The sequence below is a fragment of the Comamonas brasiliensis genome, from assembly GCF_018292285.1.
In the GTDB taxonomy this organism is placed as follows: Bacteria; Pseudomonadota; Gammaproteobacteria; order Burkholderiales; family Burkholderiaceae_C; genus Comamonas; species Comamonas brasiliensis.
This window is the reverse complement of sequence record NZ_JAANES010000001.1, coordinates 90,263-108,457: the sequence shown is the minus strand read 5'-3', so window position 1 is coordinate 108,457 and position 18,195 is coordinate 90,263. Positions and strand designations below refer to the sequence as shown.

General features: G+C 61.8%; 16 protein-coding genes. All 16 read right to left on the bottom strand.

Annotation, left to right across the window (positions count from 1 at the left end):
• Positions 1-40: 40 nt before the first annotated feature.
• The 16 genes from DJFAAGMI_RS00510 to DJFAAGMI_RS00435 all read right to left on the bottom strand — a co-directional run bounded on the left by DJFAAGMI_RS00510 (position 41) and on the right by DJFAAGMI_RS00435 (position 18,176).
• Positions 41-1,459 carry a sensor domain-containing diguanylate cyclase gene (locus DJFAAGMI_RS00510; RefSeq protein ID WP_249333659.1) on the bottom strand — a complete coding sequence of 473 codons (1,419 nt, stop codon included), beginning with the start codon at positions 1,457-1,459 and terminating at the stop codon, positions 41-43.
• A gap of 976 nt (positions 1,460-2,435) precedes the next feature.
• Positions 2,436-3,518, bottom strand: a complete 1,083-nt coding sequence (locus DJFAAGMI_RS00505; RefSeq protein ID WP_211455541.1) for an HNH endonuclease — start codon at positions 3,516-3,518, stop codon at positions 2,436-2,438.
• Positions 3,519-3,710: 192 nt separating this feature from the next.
• A complete protein-coding gene (locus DJFAAGMI_RS00500) occupies positions 3,711-4,121 on the bottom strand; it encodes a VOC family protein (RefSeq protein WP_211455540.1) in 411 nt (136 codons plus the stop codon).
• Positions 4,122-4,156: 35 nt separating this feature from the next.
• On the bottom strand, positions 4,157-4,453 hold the full coding sequence (locus DJFAAGMI_RS00495; RefSeq protein WP_211455539.1) for a hypothetical protein: 297 nt from the start codon (positions 4,451-4,453) through the stop codon (positions 4,157-4,159).
• A gap of 66 nt (positions 4,454-4,519) precedes the next feature.
• Positions 4,520-4,990, bottom strand: coding sequence for a ribonuclease E activity regulator RraA (gene rraA, locus DJFAAGMI_RS00490; RefSeq protein ID WP_211455538.1), 471 nt, complete (start codon positions 4,988-4,990; stop codon positions 4,520-4,522).
• Positions 4,991-4,996: 6 nt separating this feature from the next.
• Positions 4,997-5,974: a Bug family tripartite tricarboxylate transporter substrate binding protein gene (locus DJFAAGMI_RS00485; RefSeq protein WP_211455537.1), complete on the bottom strand. Its 978-nt coding sequence runs from the start codon at positions 5,972-5,974 to the stop codon at positions 4,997-4,999.
• Between the two features lie 34 nt (positions 5,975-6,008).
• On the bottom strand, positions 6,009-7,988 hold the full coding sequence (locus DJFAAGMI_RS00480) for an aconitase family protein (protein ID WP_211455536.1): 1,980 nt from the start codon (positions 7,986-7,988) through the stop codon (positions 6,009-6,011).
• Between the two features lie 79 nt (positions 7,989-8,067).
• A complete protein-coding gene (locus DJFAAGMI_RS00475; protein ID WP_211456672.1) occupies positions 8,068-8,973 on the bottom strand; it encodes a LysR substrate-binding domain-containing protein in 906 nt (301 codons plus the stop codon).
• 188 nt (positions 8,974-9,161) lie between these two features.
• Complete coding sequence (locus DJFAAGMI_RS00470) at positions 9,162-10,409, bottom strand: LuxR C-terminal-related transcriptional regulator (RefSeq protein ID WP_167009811.1); 1,248 nt, start codon at positions 10,407-10,409, stop codon at positions 9,162-9,164.
• A gap of 36 nt (positions 10,410-10,445) precedes the next feature.
• Positions 10,446-11,648 carry an acetyl-CoA C-acyltransferase gene (locus DJFAAGMI_RS00465; protein ID WP_211455535.1) on the bottom strand — a complete coding sequence of 401 codons (1,203 nt, stop codon included), beginning with the start codon at positions 11,646-11,648 and terminating at the stop codon, positions 10,446-10,448.
• A gap of 136 nt (positions 11,649-11,784) precedes the next feature.
• Positions 11,785-12,270, bottom strand: coding sequence for a MaoC family dehydratase (locus tag DJFAAGMI_RS00460; protein ID WP_211455534.1), 486 nt, complete (start codon positions 12,268-12,270; stop codon positions 11,785-11,787).
• Positions 12,271-12,272: 2 nt separating this feature from the next.
• Entirely contained in the window at positions 12,273-13,058 is a 786-nt protein-coding gene (locus tag DJFAAGMI_RS00455; RefSeq protein ID WP_043005832.1) for an SDR family oxidoreductase, read from the bottom strand.
• Between the two features lie 224 nt (positions 13,059-13,282).
• Positions 13,283-14,461 carry an acyl-CoA dehydrogenase family protein gene (locus DJFAAGMI_RS00450; protein WP_211455533.1) on the bottom strand — a complete coding sequence of 393 codons (1,179 nt, stop codon included), beginning with the start codon at positions 14,459-14,461 and terminating at the stop codon, positions 13,283-13,285.
• The gene (locus DJFAAGMI_RS00445) at positions 14,458-15,609 is read right to left on the bottom strand and encodes an acyl-CoA dehydrogenase family protein (protein ID WP_249333657.1); all 1,152 of its coding nucleotides are present in this window, start codon (positions 15,607-15,609) and stop codon (positions 14,458-14,460) included. Before DJFAAGMI_RS00445 ends, DJFAAGMI_RS00450 begins: the two co-directional genes overlap by 4 nt.
• A gap of 69 nt (positions 15,610-15,678) precedes the next feature.
• Positions 15,679-16,554, bottom strand: a complete 876-nt coding sequence (locus DJFAAGMI_RS00440; RefSeq protein ID WP_211455532.1) for an SDR family oxidoreductase — start codon at positions 16,552-16,554, stop codon at positions 15,679-15,681.
• 59 nt (positions 16,555-16,613) lie between these two features.
• Complete coding sequence (locus DJFAAGMI_RS00435) at positions 16,614-18,176, bottom strand: amidase (protein ID WP_249333655.1); 1,563 nt, start codon at positions 18,174-18,176, stop codon at positions 16,614-16,616.
• Positions 18,177-18,195: the final 19 nt, after the last annotated feature.

Sequence of the window (18,195 nt, the reverse complement as noted above, 5' to 3'; positions counted from 1 at the left end):
CATGCAGGCCAAGCTCCAAGTCACCAGAGCGGCTGCGGCGCTATGCCGCAGACGAGCTGGATAGAACGACCTTGTTGCGCCCGGTCATCTTGGCGCTGTACAGCGCCTTGTCGGCCGAACGCAGCACCTCCTGCACATCCAGATCCTTGCCCGGCACCCAGGCCGCACAACCGATGCTGACCGTGATGCAGCCGAATTCGCTTCCGGTGTGCGCAATCGCAAGTTCGGAGACTGCCTCCCGGATGTTCTCGGCAATCAGCGCGCCTCCATCCAGGGTCGTGTCCGGCAGCACCACGATGAATTCCTCACCCCCATAGCGGGCCGCGCTGTCCTCGGGGCGCCGGATATTGTTGGCAATGCATCTGGCCACGGTCGCCAGAACCATATCCCCGGCCTGATGTCCGTAGGTGTCGTTGTAGGCCTTGAACCAGTCGATATCCACGAACAGCAGCGAGAAGGCGCTGTGACTTCTTTTGGCCCTGTGCCACTCATGCTCGATGATCTCGTCGAGCTTGCGGCGGTTGTTCAGGCCGGTCAGTCCATCGGTACGCGCCAGCAGCGCCAGTTCGGACTCTGCGCGCATGCGGCGCTTGAGCTGCACTCCGAACGCAAAGGACAGTCCGATGAAAGCCATGGTGAGCGTTCCCATGACGGAGGCAATCAGCAAGGCGCGCTGGCGCCAGACTGCGTAGATATCGGAATGCGCCTTCGCCACCATGATGATGAATGGCAGGCTCGGAAGATTCTTGAAGTAGTACGCGCGCTGCGCGCCATCCAGGTAGGAGGTGTCCGAGAAGCTGCCTTCGGGCGCCAGCATGAACTGCTTGAAGGTGCTGGCATTGCGGATATTGCGCCCGATGACCTTGGCATCGAAAGGCTGGCGCATCATCATGGCGCCATCCTTTCTGATCAGGGCCAGCGATCCATGCTTGCCCAGCGAAAGCGCGGAGAACAGCTTCTGAAAATACTCGAGCTGGACATCGATCAGCACAATGCCCGCGAACGAGCCGTCCGCATGGGAGATACGGCGGCTCAGCGGAATGCTCAGCGAGCCGCCATGCAGCGTCGATGAATAAGGGTCTCCCACATAGAGACCGACGTTGGGGCTTTCCTGATGCACCTTGAAGAAATCATGCTCCAGGTAATGCCCGTTCAGCGGATTTTCCGAGCCTGCATTCAGGACCACTCGCCCCTGCGCATCGAGCACCAGGATGGAGCCCAGATAGGAGGCCGTAGCGGCCTTGTCGAACAAGGCTGCGTTGCGCACATGCGGGGACGCGGCCATGACTTCGGAGTCGTTCAGCCCATCGACCACGGCCTGCAGCGACAGCGCATAGAGTTCGAAGTTCCGCACCACGTCGTTTTCGGCAAGAAGCGCCACATTGCGTGATGTCTCTATCGCATGCGCCATGGCATCCAGCCGACTCTGATAGAGAACAAAGGTGCAGATGGCCGTCATCGAAAGCGCAATGATCCCCCCTACCAGAAGCATTGCATAGGGAGCTCGGGAAACGACGTTGCTGTGATCAAAAGCAGGCTTGCGAAATAGTTTCATGTCGTTGCTGTATTTGAGCGAGCCGGTCACATTTCTTCGATGCAGGCATGCGGGTGCGCTCTTGCGAGACAACACCGTGCACTGGCCTCCGCGCTCCCCATTCTGCCTGTGTTTGCCGCAACAGAGCCAGGCCCTGGCAGCACCTGCCGGTGGCACGCCTGCAAGCAAGCGAACCTCGAGAGCGGTTTCGGAGAGATGGGATAACCCCAGAAAAAGCAAGCCGGCGCCAGGGCACCAGCACCGGGATGCCGGTACTAACCGGCTGGCAGCCTTCATAAGCGGAACAGCGGCGACCCTCGCCGAGGCTTTACGGCAAGCTCTTGGCACGTAAGCTGCCAAAGTTGGTGCGACCCGCCGTAGAGGCGGCCTAACTCGCGCCATCGTTCTACACCTACGGCGACTGAAAGGGCGGAAAACGACCCATAGCAGACAATCAAGCAATTAACGACTGAGTTCAGCGGGCGCTGCAGGCGATCCGCTGGAACTATGGGTTAGTCGTGATTTCGTACAGAGCTGTTCTTCAAGTCCCACTTTGCAAGCCATTCTTCACGAGTAATTGAGTTGCTATGCAATGTTGAGTCATGTGATCCGCGTTCGACCTCATTTCTGCCACTATCTGTTGCGTAGTACCCAGATGCGGTAATTAGTTTGTGTTCGTCAGCCGAAGCCATGCGCCGACTCGAATGAGAGCAGTTTTTGCAACTAGGGCAGCAAAACTTCTGTGCTCTACTAGACGCGGTGAAAAAACGATTGCAATACGCACACTGTTTCTGCAAAGCGGGCTCCGATTTGATGACTAGCGTTTGAAATGAGGGGCGTGACCCGGCTTACCGGGGCACGTCTTCTCGATTGAAGAGTTGGGCGTCATTGCGCAGTGAGCCTAAATTTCGACGTTGTCGCTCTTGTCTCTATTGCAGTCGTAGCAGGTCAATCGAATGTTTTGTTCTTCGCTACTACCACCTTTGGCGTGTGGAATGATGTGATCGAACTCAACTTCGTCATCTCGTAAATGGCACCCGCACTCTTGACAAGTGTAGTTGTCTCTGCGGACAACACGCATCTTCACGGTAAATGGGATATACCTGCCACGGCGTCGTTTGTCCGATGTTTCCGAAATATCTTCACCGACAAACATCACTGGGCAAATGTGGCCAAAGATGTTACAGGCCATATCTGCGACTACATCAGGGATTGACTCTGGTAGTGCTTCAGCATCGAAGGCATCTACTTGTTTTTGAAATGACTTCCGCCGTTTCTCGTCGAGTGGTCGACGGCTATCGAGAAAGTTTGTAGCGAGTATTCCCTCGATCGTTGCTATCTCCGCTTTGATGGCACGTCGGAGTTCTGGTGTGATTCGAATCCTCTTTTCTGTGTCGTCTTCATCGAAGGCAAATGGTGGGGTGTAAAGATGGATAGGCGGCAATTCCTCAGACGATAGGAGCGCTTCCATCGATTCCGCCTTCTCAAAGGCGTTTTCGAAGACTTTGATGTCCAGTCTGCTTCGCTTTACATGCCTAGCAAATGCATCTGGATCTTTGACGCTGAGGTCAAGCAGACCTTCAAAGATGGTGCGTTTCTCTTCTGAGATGGGCCCGAACTCACCAAGTTGACCAGTCTTAAGGCAGTTGACAAGATAGTCGTGGTGTTTCTGCGATTCGGCTCTTAGAACTGGAAGCAGTGGCGACTGCTCGACGAACGGGCCATACGGGCAGTATTTAAGTTCCCAGCATGGCTTGCACACACGAGTGGCTCGGTGCTTCCAATCTCTCAAAAAATCTTTGTCTGAGATATCAATCTCGTAACCAAGCCGTTCTTTGATAGACGGATGGATAGGCTGTTTGCTCATGGTGAATGGCCGATTTTTATGATGCCCAACTGGATTTAGACGACATGGGATGTACATGTCTGGTTCATCTAATACTGTATGTGTGTGTAGTTCAACAGGAAAATTGGCTGTTGCCATGTTTAGACAAGCCTAAAAATTCAGATCTCAGTTTTTTATAGATGCTGAAGTTCAAGATTCAAAGGACTGCTCATGGCCGGTAGCGTGAATCCACGGATATGCCCGGAAGCGAACGCCCCGATATGCGATCCCGCCGGGGCAGGCAGGCCAGAAAACGTCTATAAGCAGGCGTTGCTTATGGCCGAGCTTGCATTAGCCCTGAGGCATCTGGCTCATGTCCATGAACATGATTTCCCAGATATGGCCGTCCACGTCCTCGAAGCTGCGCCCATACATAAAGCCGTGGTCTTGCAGGGGGTTCACGTCCGGCTTGCCGCCGTGAGCGGAAGCGGCAGCAACCATGTCGTCGACAGCCGCACGGTCGTCCGCGCTCAGGCAGAGCATGACTTCGCTGGCTACGTGGGCGTCCACCATTGGCTTTCGGGTGAACGTGGCCCACTTCGGGTGGGTGAGCAGCATCACGTAGATGCTGTCGGAGACGACCATGCAGGCGGCGGTGTCGTCGCTGAACTGCGGGTTGTTGACAGCGCCGATTGCTTCATAGAAGGACTTGGCCTTTGGCAGGTCGGCGACGGGCAGGTTGACGAAAATTTGCTTGGGCATGTGAGACTTTCAAGATCTGCGTTGAGAAAGAATCCTCAGGCATTGGCGAGCGACGTCAACAGTTCGCCCAGGCGCTGCAAGCTGGATGCATGACCGTCTTCCTGCCCAGAATGAATAGCAATGGCATGACAAGCACAGCTTGCCAGTTCCGGAGCGGACGAACAGCCTGCCGGGACATCATATCCAGTTGGCCCCGCGTCAGCCAACTGCGTTTGCTGCCGTTCAGATTGCTGACTGACAATGGCCGCGACCAGCGGTGGATTCAACCGATCAATGCAATGCTCCAGCGCTTGCATCTCGATGCCTGCCAGCCGCCAAGCGATGACCGCCACCAAGCTGGCCTCGCGCAGCGGCGGCGCTCGGCGCAGTGACTTGTCATTCGCCGACCATGCCGCTGCTCAGTCCTCGGTAACCACGGCGCCATCCATGTCCACGGTGATGGTGGCTCCCGGACGGATTCGTATGCCGGCGATGTTCAGGATCACACCAAGCTCCCCCCATCCGGTGCGACCGGCGCGCAGCGGGGTCTGACCAAGCGCAAATATGCCCATGTCCAAACTGCCAAGGGTCTGGACATCGCGCACCGCTCCCTCGATGACCACTCCGGCCCAGCCGTTCGCCAGCCCGGTGCGCGCCATGTTGTCGCCCAGCACGGCGACGCGAAGCGATGCGCCCGCGTCCACCACCAGCACCCGTCCAAGGCCAGGCGTTGCCAAGGTCTGACGGATCAGGGCCGCATCCTCATGGATTCGCAGCGTTTGGATGCGGCCAGAAACCGTGGGGTTGCCGCCATACGAGCGCCAGTTGCTTGTGCAAACCTGGGCTGCATCTCCCAGGCTGTCGCACAGATCCGCAGTGTTGATTCGCATGCTGCCTCAGTCCAGGGTAGCGCCGGATTGCTTCACCAGCTTCTGGTGCTTGATCAATTCGGACAGGAAAAATGCAGGTGCTTCATTCGGCCCTTTGTCGAGCATCAGGAGCCCCTGTCCGGCGATGGCGGCCTGCGCTTGCGCAGATCCCATTGCCGTTTTCACGGCGGCCGCATACTGGTTGACCAGTGGCTTGCCAAGTCCTGCGGGCCCAATCAAGGCAATCCAGGCATCGAAGCTGTATTCGGGAACACCGGCTTCCATCATCGTAGGAACTTCGGCAAGAGCGGACGAGCGAATCGTCGTGGACACGGCGAGTGCACGTAGCGTCCCGGCCTTTACCTGCGGCACGACCTGGGAGACGGAGACAAAGGCAAGCTGCACCTGACCGCCGATCAGATCCGTGATCAGAGGGCCGGTGCCACGGTAAGGCACATGCTTCATGCTGATGCCGGTTTCGGAGATCAGCAGCTCGCTGGCCAGGTGCAGCGTGCTGCCATTGCCTGCCGATCCATAGTTCAGGGCTCCTGGATGGGTCTTGGCATAGTCTCGCAACTCCTGCAGGCTCCTGACCGGCAGCTTGGGGTTGACGACCAGCACCAGCGGCACGGTGGCAAGCACGGCAATCGGTGTGATGTCCTTGATGCTGTCATAGGGGATGGTCTTGTAGATCCCGGGGTTGATGACGTGGTTGGAAGAGATCATGCCCAGGGTCAGGCCGTCCTTGGCGGCCCTGACGACCTGTGCCGTACCCGGAATGCCCCCCGCCCCCGCCACATTCTCGACAACGACGGGATGGCCGGTTGTCCGCCCCAGACCGGGACCCAGCGCGCGTGCCACGGCATCCACCGTGGAGCCGGCCGTCAGCGGCACCACCATGCGGATGGGCTTTTCCGGCGCGGCCAGCTGTGCGCTTGCGCCGAAAGAGGCGCAGGCCATGATGAGCAGCAAAGCGAGCCTGCGCTTGCCTGGAATGGTTGTCATCGTTGTCTCCTTTTTTTATGGCTGTCGATTGGGATCAGATCGAGTGGCGTTGCCTGAGCTCTTCAAAAGACAGCAGCTCTCCGGCGATTGCACTGGCTGCGACGGTTGAGGGGCTTGCAAGCCAGACGCTGCCCGGGCCTCCCCGGCCCGGAAAGTTGCGATTGATGGCGCTGACCGTGACCTGATCAGGCCGGATGGAGCCTCCAGGACCGCAGTTGCCACATGCTCCGCAGGAAGGCTGAAGCATCCGCGCTCCCACCCGCTCGAATGCCTCGAGATAGCCGGCCGCCAGACAATGATCCCGGACCGCTGTCGTGCCGAACTGCAGGAATAGATCGACACCGGCAGCCACGCGCAAGCCTCGATCGGCAGCCCATTGCAGCACCTCGTGGTAGCGCTCGAAGTCCTCGCGCTTTCCGGCCGTGCAGGAGCCTCCGTAAGCAATGTCGATCCGCACTTTCTGCCCGATCGCAGCCAGAGGTCGGCCATTGCCGGGATCACCCGGCGAGGCAACCATGACCGGCACTGCGGAACAGTCGATCCGGATGGTCTGTGCATAGCTCGCATCTGGATCGCTGTGCATCCAGTCCTCGATCACGAAACGCATTGCGCGCCGCTCGAGCAGGAATCTCAGTGTCTCGGCGTCCGGCGCCACAATCCCCGTGAAACCGCCCAGCTCGGCGCTCATATTGGTGAGGGTGGCACGCTCGTCGGTGCTCATCCTCGCGATGGCAGCCCCCGTGAACTCAAAGACTTTTCCCACGCCCCCTCCCGCGCGGATATAGGGCTGCGCCAGGAGATGCAGCACCACATCCTTGGCCGTCACGTTCGCCGAGAGCTCGCCATCGAGGACGATGCGCAGGCTCTCGGGGACCGTCAGGCGCACTGCCCCCGTGACGAAGGCATTCGCCATATCGGTGGTGCCTATGCCGAACGCGACACAGCCCAGAGCACCGCTATGGGGAGTGTGGGAGTCCGTTCCCACGACCAGTTGCCCGGGCAGGGCATAGCGCTCGGCCATCATGGCGTGTGAAATACCGGCGACGTTGCGCCCGTCCTCGGCCCTGGCCTCCAGTTCGGTCAGCGTCCGGTGGGTGAGCAGGCCGTACTCGCCGGCGAAGTCGCGCTGCGCCCGCACCATGCGATGGACTTTGGGAACCAGACCCTCCCTGACATGGGTCGGGCTTTCCTCCACATAGGAAGTGTGATCCTCGAAGACGAGGATGGAGCCAGGGTCGCTCAGATGAAGCGGCCGGTCGAACGCGGCATGAAGCATGTGCGCTGCCATGCCGGTGTAGTACTCATGGATGAAACGCCAGTCGGCCCGCACAAAGGCGCCATCGCCGGGCGCAGGATCGGCCACCGTCACGCCCGTGGTCAGTGCGTGCCTGGTCACGATCTTCTCGAACAGGGTGCGCGGCCTGCTGGCGATCTCAGGCGCAGCGGAGATCCGCCCCAGATGCGCACGGCCGAACGGCAGCAGACCGCCCTCCCGCAGAATCGCGGCAGCAAGTGCATCCCGCCCATGGACCAGCTCTTGCCAGCCAATGGCTTCGCCGGCTTCAATCCTGGCAATCAGGCTGAAATCCGTGGAGGTGATGAGTCCGATGTTGTCGGCGTTCTGCCTGTAGATGCGCTCGAAGCTCTCGGCGATCACCAGGCGTACGCCCGCCAGCTTTTCGGCGGCCGGGCTATGTTCGCGGGAAGAGCCCTTGCCATAGCGCCTTCCCGCCACGACGACCTGTATCCGGCTGTCCCGCATGGCATCGACTGCCACGGGCAGCTCACCCTGGGTCCTGAATCCCGTATAGGGATAGCGCCCCAGTTCGTTGTCGAAGTGCGTGAGAATCGCGATCGGTGTGATCTCGTCCGTGGACACATCGTCGCGCAAAGGCAGCGCATCGGCCAGCCGAACCGGCTGACCGCCAAGTGCCTTTTTCACCGTTGCCGGGCATTGGCTGAGGTAGAGGATGCGTGGCGAAAAGCGGGCTGCTGAATGGAGTTGGGTTTGCATGCGCCATCATCGAACGATGGCAGATCAGCGGGTAGCGCTAAGACAGCACGGGGGATCGCGCAAAACTCGGCGACCGGAATTACCCCGAAAGCACGTCCATCAAAGCCTGGGTCGACCGAAGCTGAGGCTGACGCCGCAAGGCATACAGGCGCAGTTCGCGCATGGCCCAGGGTTCTGCCAAGGGGCGGCATACGAAACCTGCCGTTCCCGCATAGGCCGACGTGGCACTTTGGGGAATCACGGCAATGCCCAGGCCCGCCTCCACCATCCGGCACACGGCATCGAAGCTGCTCAGGGACACCTCGGGCGTGAACCGCATCTGCAGGGCTTGCGCACGCTCGTGTAGCAGCCTGTCCAGCGCGCCCCCCTGGTGCACGCCGATGAGAGGAAACTCCAGCACCTTCGAGAAATCGATGGCCTCGGACTCCTCGAGGCAATGCCCTCTTGGAAGGACGACATGCAGGGGATCGGAGGCGAAATACCAGGAGTCGACCCCGGTCGGAACATTGACAGCCACACCCAAGCCCACATCGGCGCGATCATCGAGACAGGCTCTGATGACCTCGCGGGTGTCCGCCTCATGCAGCGATATCCGCACATGTGGAAAGCGAGCCCTGAACGTGGACAGCTTCTCGGGCAGAAAACCGATGACTGCCGACATATTGGCGTAGAGGCGAACCGTTCCCCTCACCTCTTCGCCATGCTCCTGTACCTCCCGGATCAAACCCTGCAGCTCATCGTCGATCTGCAGGCCGCGCTCGAAAACGATGCGGCCCGCATCGGTCAGGGTCACGCCCCGAGGCGAGCGGATCAGCAGGGCGGTTCCGAAAGAATGTTCAAGATCGGCAATCCGGCGGCTCAGGGCCGATGAGGCGATGTGTTCCTGTTCCGCCGCCCTCGCAATGGAGCCTGTTCTTGCGACTGCGGAAAACAGTCTCAGGCTATAGGCATCCAGGCGTCTTGCAGGGGGTGGGGTTGACTTCATCGCACGGCTGATAGTTGCTTGCCGGACGATAACAGACAAGACAGGAAAGGCCGTCACCGAAGCCTGCGCGCCGCTTGCAGGCAGGCCTTTCAATCCACCGCGATCGATTTGCATCCGCAGGCCATGCGGCAACTGCTGCATCAACAGAAAACGTGCCTGAGCCCGCTTTCTGTTGATGTCGACCGTTCTTACTTGTTGCCCAGCCAGGCCACGCTGTTGAGGAAGATGCGCACCAGCTCGGTCTGCCGGCGCACGCCCGTCTTGGAGAAGATGGAGCGCAGATGGGCTCTCGCCGTATTGCGGCGGATATTGAGCGCTTCGGCGGCCTCTTCCAGCGACAGGCCGTTGGCCAGCTGGATGGCCAGCGAGGTCTCTGCCGGCGTCAGCTGGAACAGCTGCTGGGCCAGCTTCACGGGTGGGTCGGCCTTGCCGCCTGTGTCGCGTACAAAGACGGCGACACTGGGGCGCTGCTTGCCTTCGGTCCACTCGTCGGGCGAGATGCTCTGTACCACCACACCCCAGTTGAGCTGACCCGACTGGCGGCTGACCGACATGCCTTCGGTCATCGACAGACGCGAGACCTGGGTATGCATCAGCGCGTCCTTGATCAGGCGCTGCAGCTTGCGGTTGTCGTTGGCGTAGTTGGCCTCCAGCATGCCGCCGGAGATCTTCAGGCCGTCCTGCATGTCCAGGATGCTGGCAGCGGCAGGATTGCACTCCAGCACATTGCCGTTCTGGTCGAGGATGACCACGCCCACCATCAGCTGGGCCGTGGCCTTGCTGTAGAGCGAGATGACCTGGCGATCCTGGTTCACCGAGAGATGCAGATTCAGCGCGCGCTTGATATGCGGCAGCATCATGGAGCCGAAGGCACGCTCCTGCTTGTTGAAAGCCGGGGCCCCTTCGGGCCGCGTGACGCGCAGTCCGTAGACGCAGCTGTCCTTGGTGACGATGTCGGCAGCCATCACGTGAAAGACCTGCAGCTGCTTGCACCAGTCGTTGTAGTAGCTCGAAGCGCGCCACTCGGACTCGGGCATCACATCCCCCACCGTCACGATACGGTCGGTGGGCATGCTGCGAAACGGGCTCATGCTGATCTTGGGGCAGTTCGGTATCAGATCGCGGCGATCGCCCGCGGCCGAGACGATCAGGCCCACATCGTCAGCCGAGCCGGGACGCACGATCAGCGAGGCGTAATTGCCGCCCAGCTGCAGACGCAGGGTTTCCAGAAAAGGCTTCCAGCCTTCCGGGTCCATGGCCGCTTCATAGAGCTGGCTGATCAGCGCACTGAACTGCTCGGCACTCACGAATGGCGTATCGGCCGGTGCGCGCACCGGAGCCGGGGTGTCGAATATGGGCACATCCTTGATCACGCAGGCAATGGAGCTTGGCGTGTAGGTGGAGAAACCCATCTTGGCGAAGGCGCTGTCCATCATGTTCAACTCCTGGGTTGAAGATTGCTTGCAGACAGGTCAGTTCAGCTCAAACAGGCCGGCAGCGCCCATGCCGCCGCCAATACACATGCTCACCACCACAAACCGCACGCCACGGCGGCGGCCTTCGAGCAGGGCATGACCGACCAGACGGGCACCCGACATGCCGAAGGGGTGGCCGATGGAGATCGCGCCGCCATTGACGTTCAGGCGCTCATCGGGAATGCCCAGCTGGTCGCGGCTGTAGATCACCTGACAGGCGAACGCTTCGTTGATTTCCCACAGACCGATATCGCCCATGGTCAGGCCATGCTGCTTGAGCAGCTTGGGGATGGCATAGACAGGGCCGATGCCCATTTCATCGGCGCGGCAGCCTGCCACAGCCACGCCGCGGTAGGTGCCCAGGGGCGCGAGGCCGCGACTGCGGGCCTCGTCGGCACTCATGAGTACGCAGGCACTGGCACCGTCGGACAACTGGGAGGCATTGCCGGCCGTGATGAATCGGCCCTCGGGCACCCACTGGCCGTTCTTCCAGACAGGCTTGAGCTTGGCCAGACTCTCCAGCGTGGTCTCGGCACGGTTGCCCTCGTCGCAGGTCAGCGTCACTTCCTCGCTGCCGGTGACGTTGCCTTCCTTGTCGAACAACTGCTTGACGGTGGTCAGCGGCACGATTTCGTCGTCAAACAGGCCCTTGTCCTGCGCCGCAGCCACGCGCTGCTGGCTGCGCAGCGAGTACTCGTCCTGGGCTTCGCGGCTGATGCCGTAGCGCTGGCTGACCAGCTCGGCCGTCTCAATCATCTGGATGTAAGCCGTGGGCTCTGCGGCCAGCACTGCCTTGGACTGGGCACGGTAGGCGTTCTTGTACTTGTTCTGCACCAGGGAGATGGACTCCAGGCCACCGGCCACGGCGATATTCATCTCGCCAGTCATGATGCCCTTGGCTGCCGTGGCAATGCTCATCAGGCCCGATGCGCACATGCGATCGATCACCATGCCCCCAACGGATTCCGGCAGGCCGGCCGTATAGCCGCACAGGCGCCCGAGGTTGTAGCCCTGCGTGCCCTGCTGCGCGGCAATGCCCAAGATGACATCATCCACATCGGCACCGGCCACGTTCGCCTTGTTGAGCGCCGCACGAATCACGTGTCCGCCCAGCACCGGAGCCTCGGTGTCGTTGAAGGCTCCACGATAAGCCTTGCCAATAGGGGTACGTGCCGTCGAAACGATGACTGCGTCTTTCATGTCTTTGTCTCCTAACTTTCTTGCCGTCGCGCCCTGGGCAGTTTTTGCTGCCCTATCGAGGCCGGTCACTCTATCGGCGGCTCGTGCCTCTTCACAAAAAATGCAACCGTCTGCCGTAGCAGGCGCTTGCACACACTCAATTTTCCTGGATAAAGAACAGCCTGCTGATGGTTTCGACCACGCAGCCGGGTTTGTCCTGATTCCTGACCTGTACGCTGATGCGGATCGTGACCTGTACGCCGTCTTCGCCGATCGGCGTCGCCGCCACCACCTCGCCGCTGCCGCGCACCCAGCTGTCGACCAGCACCGGGGCCGGAAAGCGCACCTTCTCGCAGCCATAGTTGACGCCCATCCTCAGTCCCTGATAGCTGACCAGCTGGGGCAGAAACAGATTGGCCAGCGACAGCGTCAGATAGCCGTGGGCCACGCAGGCGCCGAATGGACCGCTGCCGGCCCGCTCGGGGTCCACATGAATCCACTGGTGGTCGCCCGTGGCATCGGCAAACTGGTTGATGCGCTCCTGGCTGATCTGCATCCATTCGGTCTCGCCCAGCTGACGGCCCACCGAGGCCAGCACCGAGGCCGCCGAGTCAAACAGCATCTTGTCTGCGACTGCGTTCATGCTCAGGCCCTCTGCGAGCTCACGGACACGACTTCACCCGTCATGTACGAGGAGTAATCGCTGGCCAGGAAGATCATCACATTGGCCACTTCCCAGGGCTCGGCACCACGCCCGAAGGCTTCCTTCTCTGAGAGCTTGGCCAGCAATTCCTCGGAGGCGGACTTCTTGAGGAAGGCATGAATGGCGATGGATGGAGCCACGGCGTTGATGCGGATGCCGAATTCGGCCGCTTCCAGCGCCGAGCAACGTGTGAACGCCATCACGCCGGCCTTGGCGGCCGCGTAATGCGCCTGCTCGGTCTGGGCGCGCCAGCCCAGCACCGAGGCGTTGTTGACGATCACGCCCTTGCCGCGCGGCTGCATGAGCTTGAGCGCTGCGCGCGTCATACGGAAAGTGCCGGTCAGCGTGATGTCGATGACCTTGCTCCACTCGTCGTCGCTCATGTCGACGACCTTGCAGCTGGTGCCCAGACCCGCGTTATTGATCAGCACATCGATGCCGCCCATGGTGCTGTCGGCTTCGGCGATCAGTGCCTGAACCTGATCTTCACGGCTCACGTCGCAGAGCCTGGCGAAGACCTGGGTCAAACCCGTATCCTTTTTGATCTGCTCCACGGCTTCGGCCAGCCGGCGCTCATGCACATCGGAGATGAACAAGGCCTTGCAGCCCTCCTCTGCTGCACGTTTTGCAGCGGAAAAACCAATACCGGCGCCAGCAGCAGCGGTAACAAGCACAGTTTTGTTTTTGAGCAGACCGTGGGCAGCAACGTAGGAGGGAGCGCTAATCATTTTGCATTCAGAAGGTTGTTGCCTTGATCTTCCGGTCGCCGCTGCGCTGCAGCATCGTCACTTTGGACGATAGGTCATTCCCTAATGTCGCTGCAAGGACATTTCAGAACAGAAGATGCGGCCAACCACCGGGAAAACCCGGTGTTCGCAGCATCTCTGTCCGGGCCGGGCAGAGCATCTGCCGGCTCCTCTGGCGCAAGGGCAAAAATGCCCGATGCACCCGATCAGCGCGGCATGCCCAGTGCGCGCTCGGCCATGAGGTTCATTTGAATCTCGTTGGTGCCGGCATAGATGGTGTCGGCACGGCTGACCAGCCAGAGCTGCTGCAGCGCGGCCAGGGCCGGGTCCTTGAGCAGCAACCCGCCCTGCTCGCCGAGCACATCCATGGCCAGCTCGCCCAGATCGCGGTGCCAGTTGGACCAGGCGTACTTGGAAACCGAGGCCACGCGAAACGGCGTGTTCTCGGCGCTGGAGCGCAGCGCATGGGCGCGCAGGGTCTGCAGCCCCATATCGGCCTTGGCCAGGCGCTGGCGCAACAGCGGGTCCCGGGCCGCGCCATTGCGTCTGGCCAGCGCGACGATCAGATCCAGCTCATGGCGGAAATGCGCCTGCTGGCCCAGCGTTGACGCACCGCGCTCGCAGCCCAGCAGATACATGGCGACCTTCCAGCCGTCGCCCACGGGGCCCAGATGCAGACCGCCCTCGGTGCGTGCGCCGTCGAAGAAGACTTCGTTGAACTCCGAGGTGCCGGTGATCTGGCGAATCGGGCGCACTTCCACGCCAGGCTGCCTGAGAGGCACCAGCAGCAGCACCATGCCGGCGTGGCGCGTGCTGGCTGCGCTGCCTGAGGCCTCGTCGGTGCGGGCCAGCACAAACACCCATTCGGATTCATGCGCCCAGGAGGTCCAGACCTTCTGGCCGTGGATCACCCATTCACCCGTGTCCGCATCGCGGCAGGCCCTGGTGCGGATGCCGGCCAGGTCGGAGCCCGCGCCGGGCTCGGAGTAGCCCTGAGCCCAATAGTCGGTGCCGGCCAGAATGCCGGGCAGGAAACGCTGCTTCTGCTCGGGCGTGCCGAAAGCCATCAGCGTGGGGGCCAGCAGGGTCTCGCCGATATGGCCGATACGACCCGGGCCGCCGCAGCGCACATATTCCTCGTGGAAGATGACTTGCTGGGCCAGCGGGGCGTTGCGGCCGCCATAGCGTGTCTCCCAGCCCAGACCGGTCCAGCCGCCCTTGGCCAGCTCCTGCTCCCATTCCTTGGCCAGCTGCGCGTCATAGCCTTCGGCGCCCAGGCCGCTGGCGTGCTTGAGCGGGGCGAAGCGCCCTGTCAGATGCTGCGCCATCCATTCCCGCACCTCGGCGCGAAAGGCCTCGTTGATTTCCGATTCCTGCATCTTCATGCTGCCTCCGCCATCTGATCTTCTGTCGCTTCGTCCAGCAAACGCGCCGCCACCTGCTCGCGCCACTGCTCCACCGTACCCAGGCGCTGGCTCGATGCCTGCGCGCGCCGAAAGAACAGATGCGGATCGAACTCCCAGGTAAAGCCCACGCCGCCATGCAGCTGAATGCTTTCACCTGTGGAAAAGAGAGCTGCTTCCGTAGCATCCGTGCGGGATTGAGCAGCAAAATAGCTCAGATCGCTTGTATGGCCTGCGGTATCTGCTATGAAAGCTGCTGCATAGACGGCAGAGCGCGCGGTCTCCACCTTCACCAGCATCTGTGCTGCGCGGTGCTTGACGCCCTGAAAGCTGCCCACGGCCTTGCCGAACTGCTGGCGCTCCTTGGTGTAGTTCACGGCCAGATCCAGCGCGCGCTCAGCCACGCCGACCTGCTCTGCCGCCAGGCCGATGGCCGCCAGATTGCGCGTCTGCGCCCACAGTTGCTCAAGTGCATCGCCATGCATCAGCACGGCAGAGCCGGTCAGCCTCACATTCACGGCCGAGACATCGGCGCAGCTGCGCGTGGCGTCCATCGTCGCCAGCGCCTGCACGCTCAGGCCTTCGGCCCCGGCATTCACCTCCAGCAGCCCCAGAGATCCGCAAGGCAGCGTGGCTGGCAGCAGAAATACATCGGCATGCGCGCCGGAGCCCACCTGGAGCCACTGGCCATCGAGCACCAGAACATCGCCATCCACCCTGGCGACAGCCGTGGCTGGCAGCTCGCCGCGCACCGTCATGCCCAGCACGCAGATCCGGCCCGAGGCCGCCAGGCGCTCCACCACGCCCAGGCCCTGCCCGGTCTGGCTCAGCGCCTGCCACAACGGCGTCACCGCAACGACGGCATCAAAGAACGGTACGCAGGCGAGGTGGTAGCCCATCTGCTCCTGCAGCAGCACCAGCTCACGCCATCCCAGGCCCATGCCGCCCGCAGCTTCGGGCAGGGCCACGCTGCACCAGCCCATGTCCAGCACTTCCTGCCACAGGGCGCGGTCCAGGCCGCCCTCGGTTTCGCAGACCTTGCGCACCCGTGCCGTGCTGCTTTTTTCCTGCAGAAACACCGCGGTGCTTTCGGCGATCATTTTTTGTTCTTCGTTCAGACTTAAATCCATGATGGCTCGCGTCCTGAGTTCTTCATCGAATGGGAAGGCCGGGCACCACGGCCCGGCCGCTTCTCGGGCTTAGGTCCCGTAGACTTTCTGAGGTGCCTTGCCTTCGGCGATCAGCTGATCGACGACGCCAGACAGCTCGGCAGGCTCCCAGCGCGCCTGCTTGTCATTGACCTTGCCGGTGAACCAGCCGTCGGCCACGGACAGCTCGCCGCCCTTGGCTTCGAAGCAGCGGCCCGTCACATGGGCGGACTGGGCGCTGCCCAGCCAGACGACGATGGAGGCCACGTTCATCGGGTCCCAGACGTCGAAGCCGGACTCGGGCTTCTTGACCATATCGGGCATGGCGCCTTCGGTCATGGAAGTGCGCGCGGCGGGCGCCAGGCAGTTGGCGGTGATGCCGTAGCGCGCCAGCTCGGCGGCCTGCACCAGGGTCAGACCGGCGATGCCGGCCTTGGCCGCGGCATAGTTGCTCTGGCCTATGGAGCCTTGCAGACCGGCGCCGGAGCTGGTGTTGATGATGCGGGCATCCACGGGCTTGCCGGCCTTCTTCTGGTCGCGCCAGTAGCCGCCAAAGACCTTGGCCATGCAGAAGTGGCCGCGCAGATGCACGCGCATGACCATGTCCCAGTCCTCCTCGGACAGGCTCAGAAACATCCGATCGCGCAACACGCCGGCGTTGTTGACGATGACCTGCACATCGCCAAAGGCGGCCAGCGTGGCCTCCAGAATCGATTGCGCACCGGCCACCGTGGTGATGTCACCGGTGTTGGCCAGCGCCTTGCCGCCGGCAGTCCTGACTTCCTCGGCCACGGCCTGGGCGGCTTCGGCGCGGATGTCGTTGACCACCACATTTGCACCTTCCTGCGCGAAGGCCAGCGCATAGGCGCGGCCCAGGCCACCGCCTGCACCGGTGATGACGACGGTTCTCTGGTTGCAAATACCCATTTGTTTCCCCTTTTGCTTGCTGTGCAGAGCAGGCCCGCAGCCTGTCTGCGCTCTTGAAATCACGCTTTGAAAACCGACAGATCGGGCTGACGATGGGCCCAGGGCACGGATTGCTCCAGCTGCGCTGCCAGCGCCAGCAGACGACCTTCGCGGCCGAACGGCGCCGCAAAGTGCGCGCCGATCGGCAGCTTGTCCGCCGTCCAGTGCATGGGCACGGACATGGCGGGCTGACCCGTCATATTGAAAAGTGCGGTGTAGGGCGATGCCTTGACGGCCTCGCGTGCAAACGATTCATAGGGTTGGTCCAGCGTCAGCACACCCAGCAGCGGTGGCGGCACAGCCATCACGGGAGTCAGGATCAGGTCGTACTTGAGAAAGAAGCGGTCCAGAATCTGGCCGGCGGTATCGAAGTTGGTGCGCGCCATCAGCATCTGCTCGGCGGTATAGGACCTGGCCTTTTCCAGGTACAGCCAGTCCATCTGCTCGAGTTCGTCCTGACGCACGGCGCGACCCAGCAGCTTTTCGCGGGCGCGGATGCTGGCCATCATGCCCACCGAGGTCACCACGCCCAGACCCGAGAACACCTCTGCCACGGGCAGCTCCGGCATGTCCTCGACGATTTCATGGCCCAGCGCAAGGCAGGCCTTGATGGCCTTGTCCACCGCCGCCTGACAGTCCGCATGCACGGGAATGCCAAAGTAGTTCTTAGTCCAGACGGCGATCTTGAGCTTTTTGGGCGCCTGCTTGAGGGCCTCCAGGTAGCTGCCCTCCATATCGCGGGGCGGCACGGTGCGTGAGCCCGGCTCGCGCCCCTGCGTCAGATCGAGCAGATGAGCGCTGTCGCGCACGCTGCGGCTGATGACATGGTTCATGGACAGGCCCATCCAGCCCTCCATGTTGGCAGGGCCGGCAGGCAGACGCCCACGGCTGGGCTTGAGGCCGAACAGGCCGCAGTGCGAAGCGGGAATGCGGATGGAGCCACCGCCGTCGCTGGCGTGGGCCACGGGCACAATGCCTGCGGCCACCACCGATGCCGCGCCCCCCGAGGAGCCGCCCGTGGTGTGGGCCGCATTCCAGGGATTGGGCGACTGCCCGTAGAGCAGGGACTCGGTCGTGGGCGTCTGGCCGAACTCGGGCGATGCCGTCTTGCCAAAGATATTGAGGCCGGCCGCCTTGTAGCGTGCCACCAGAGTGCTGTCGTACTCCGCCACCGCCCCCTTGAAGAAACGGCAGCCATTGGTGGTGACCGTGCCCTTCAGATACTGGTTCAGGTCCTTGAGCAAAAAGGGCACGCCCCACATGGGCGCCCTGGCGGTGGCTTCGGCACGCGCGGCGCTGCCCAGCGCCGACATCTGCCTGGCCTGATCACGTGCCAGTTCGTAGTCCTTGATGACCACGGCGTTGAGCTTGGGCAGGGCCTCGGTGCGAGCAATCGCGGCCTCCAGCGCTTCCAGCGGCGTGATATCGCCCCGGCGGATCTGCTCTGCCCAGGCATAGCCGTCCACCGCGACTGCCTCATTTCTCTTCTGCACGGCCATCGCCGGCAGGGTCGCAGCTGCGGCCACGGCACCTGCGCCCTGAATAAAGCCGCGACGATCCACACCTTGATTCACTGATTCCATGGTCTCCATCCTTTTGTTG

Bases quoted from the DNA above. Each gene is read 5' to 3' on its own strand.
- DJFAAGMI_RS00460 (WP_211455534.1), bottom strand. From the start codon at position 12,270: ATGAACGCAGTCGCAGACAAGATGCTGTTTGACTCGGCGGCCTCGGTG.
- DJFAAGMI_RS00475 (WP_211456672.1), bottom strand. From the start codon at position 8,973: ATGAAGTCAACCCCACCCCCTGCAAGACGCCTGGATGCCTATAGCCTG.
- DJFAAGMI_RS00505 (WP_211455541.1), bottom strand. From the start codon at position 3,518: ATGGCAACAGCCAATTTTCCTGTTGAACTACACACACATACAGTATTA.
- DJFAAGMI_RS00465 (WP_211455535.1), bottom strand. From the start codon at position 11,648: ATGAAAGACGCAGTCATCGTTTCGACGGCACGTACCCCTATTGGCAAG.
- DJFAAGMI_RS00455 (WP_043005832.1), bottom strand. From the start codon at position 13,058: ATGATTAGCGCTCCCTCCTACGTTGCTGCCCACGGTCTGCTCAAAAAC.
- DJFAAGMI_RS00445 (WP_249333657.1), bottom strand. From the start codon at position 15,609: ATGGATTTAAGTCTGAACGAAGAACAAAAAATGATCGCCGAAAGCACC.
- DJFAAGMI_RS00470 (WP_167009811.1), bottom strand. From the start codon at position 10,409: ATGATGGACAGCGCCTTCGCCAAGATGGGTTTCTCCACCTACACGCCA.
- DJFAAGMI_RS00480 (WP_211455536.1), bottom strand. From the start codon at position 7,988: ATGCAAACCCAACTCCATTCAGCAGCCCGCTTTTCGCCACGCATCCTC.
- DJFAAGMI_RS00485 (WP_211455537.1), bottom strand. From the start codon at position 5,974: ATGACAACCATTCCAGGCAAGCGCAGGCTCGCTTTGCTGCTCATCATG.
- DJFAAGMI_RS00450 (WP_211455533.1), bottom strand. From the start codon at position 14,461: ATGAAGATGCAGGAATCGGAAATCAACGAGGCCTTTCGCGCCGAGGTG.
- rraA (WP_211455538.1), bottom strand. From the start codon at position 4,990: ATGCGAATCAACACTGCGGATCTGTGCGACAGCCTGGGAGATGCAGCC.
- DJFAAGMI_RS00510 (WP_249333659.1), bottom strand. From the start codon at position 1,459: ATGACGGCCATCTGCACCTTTGTTCTCTATCAGAGTCGGCTGGATGCC.
- DJFAAGMI_RS00435 (WP_249333655.1), bottom strand. From the start codon at position 18,176: ATGGAATCAGTGAATCAAGGTGTGGATCGTCGCGGCTTTATTCAGGGC.
- DJFAAGMI_RS00440 (WP_211455532.1), bottom strand. From the start codon at position 16,554: ATGGGTATTTGCAACCAGAGAACCGTCGTCATCACCGGTGCAGGCGGT.
- DJFAAGMI_RS00500 (WP_211455540.1), bottom strand. From the start codon at position 4,121: ATGCCCAAGCAAATTTTCGTCAACCTGCCCGTCGCCGACCTGCCAAAG.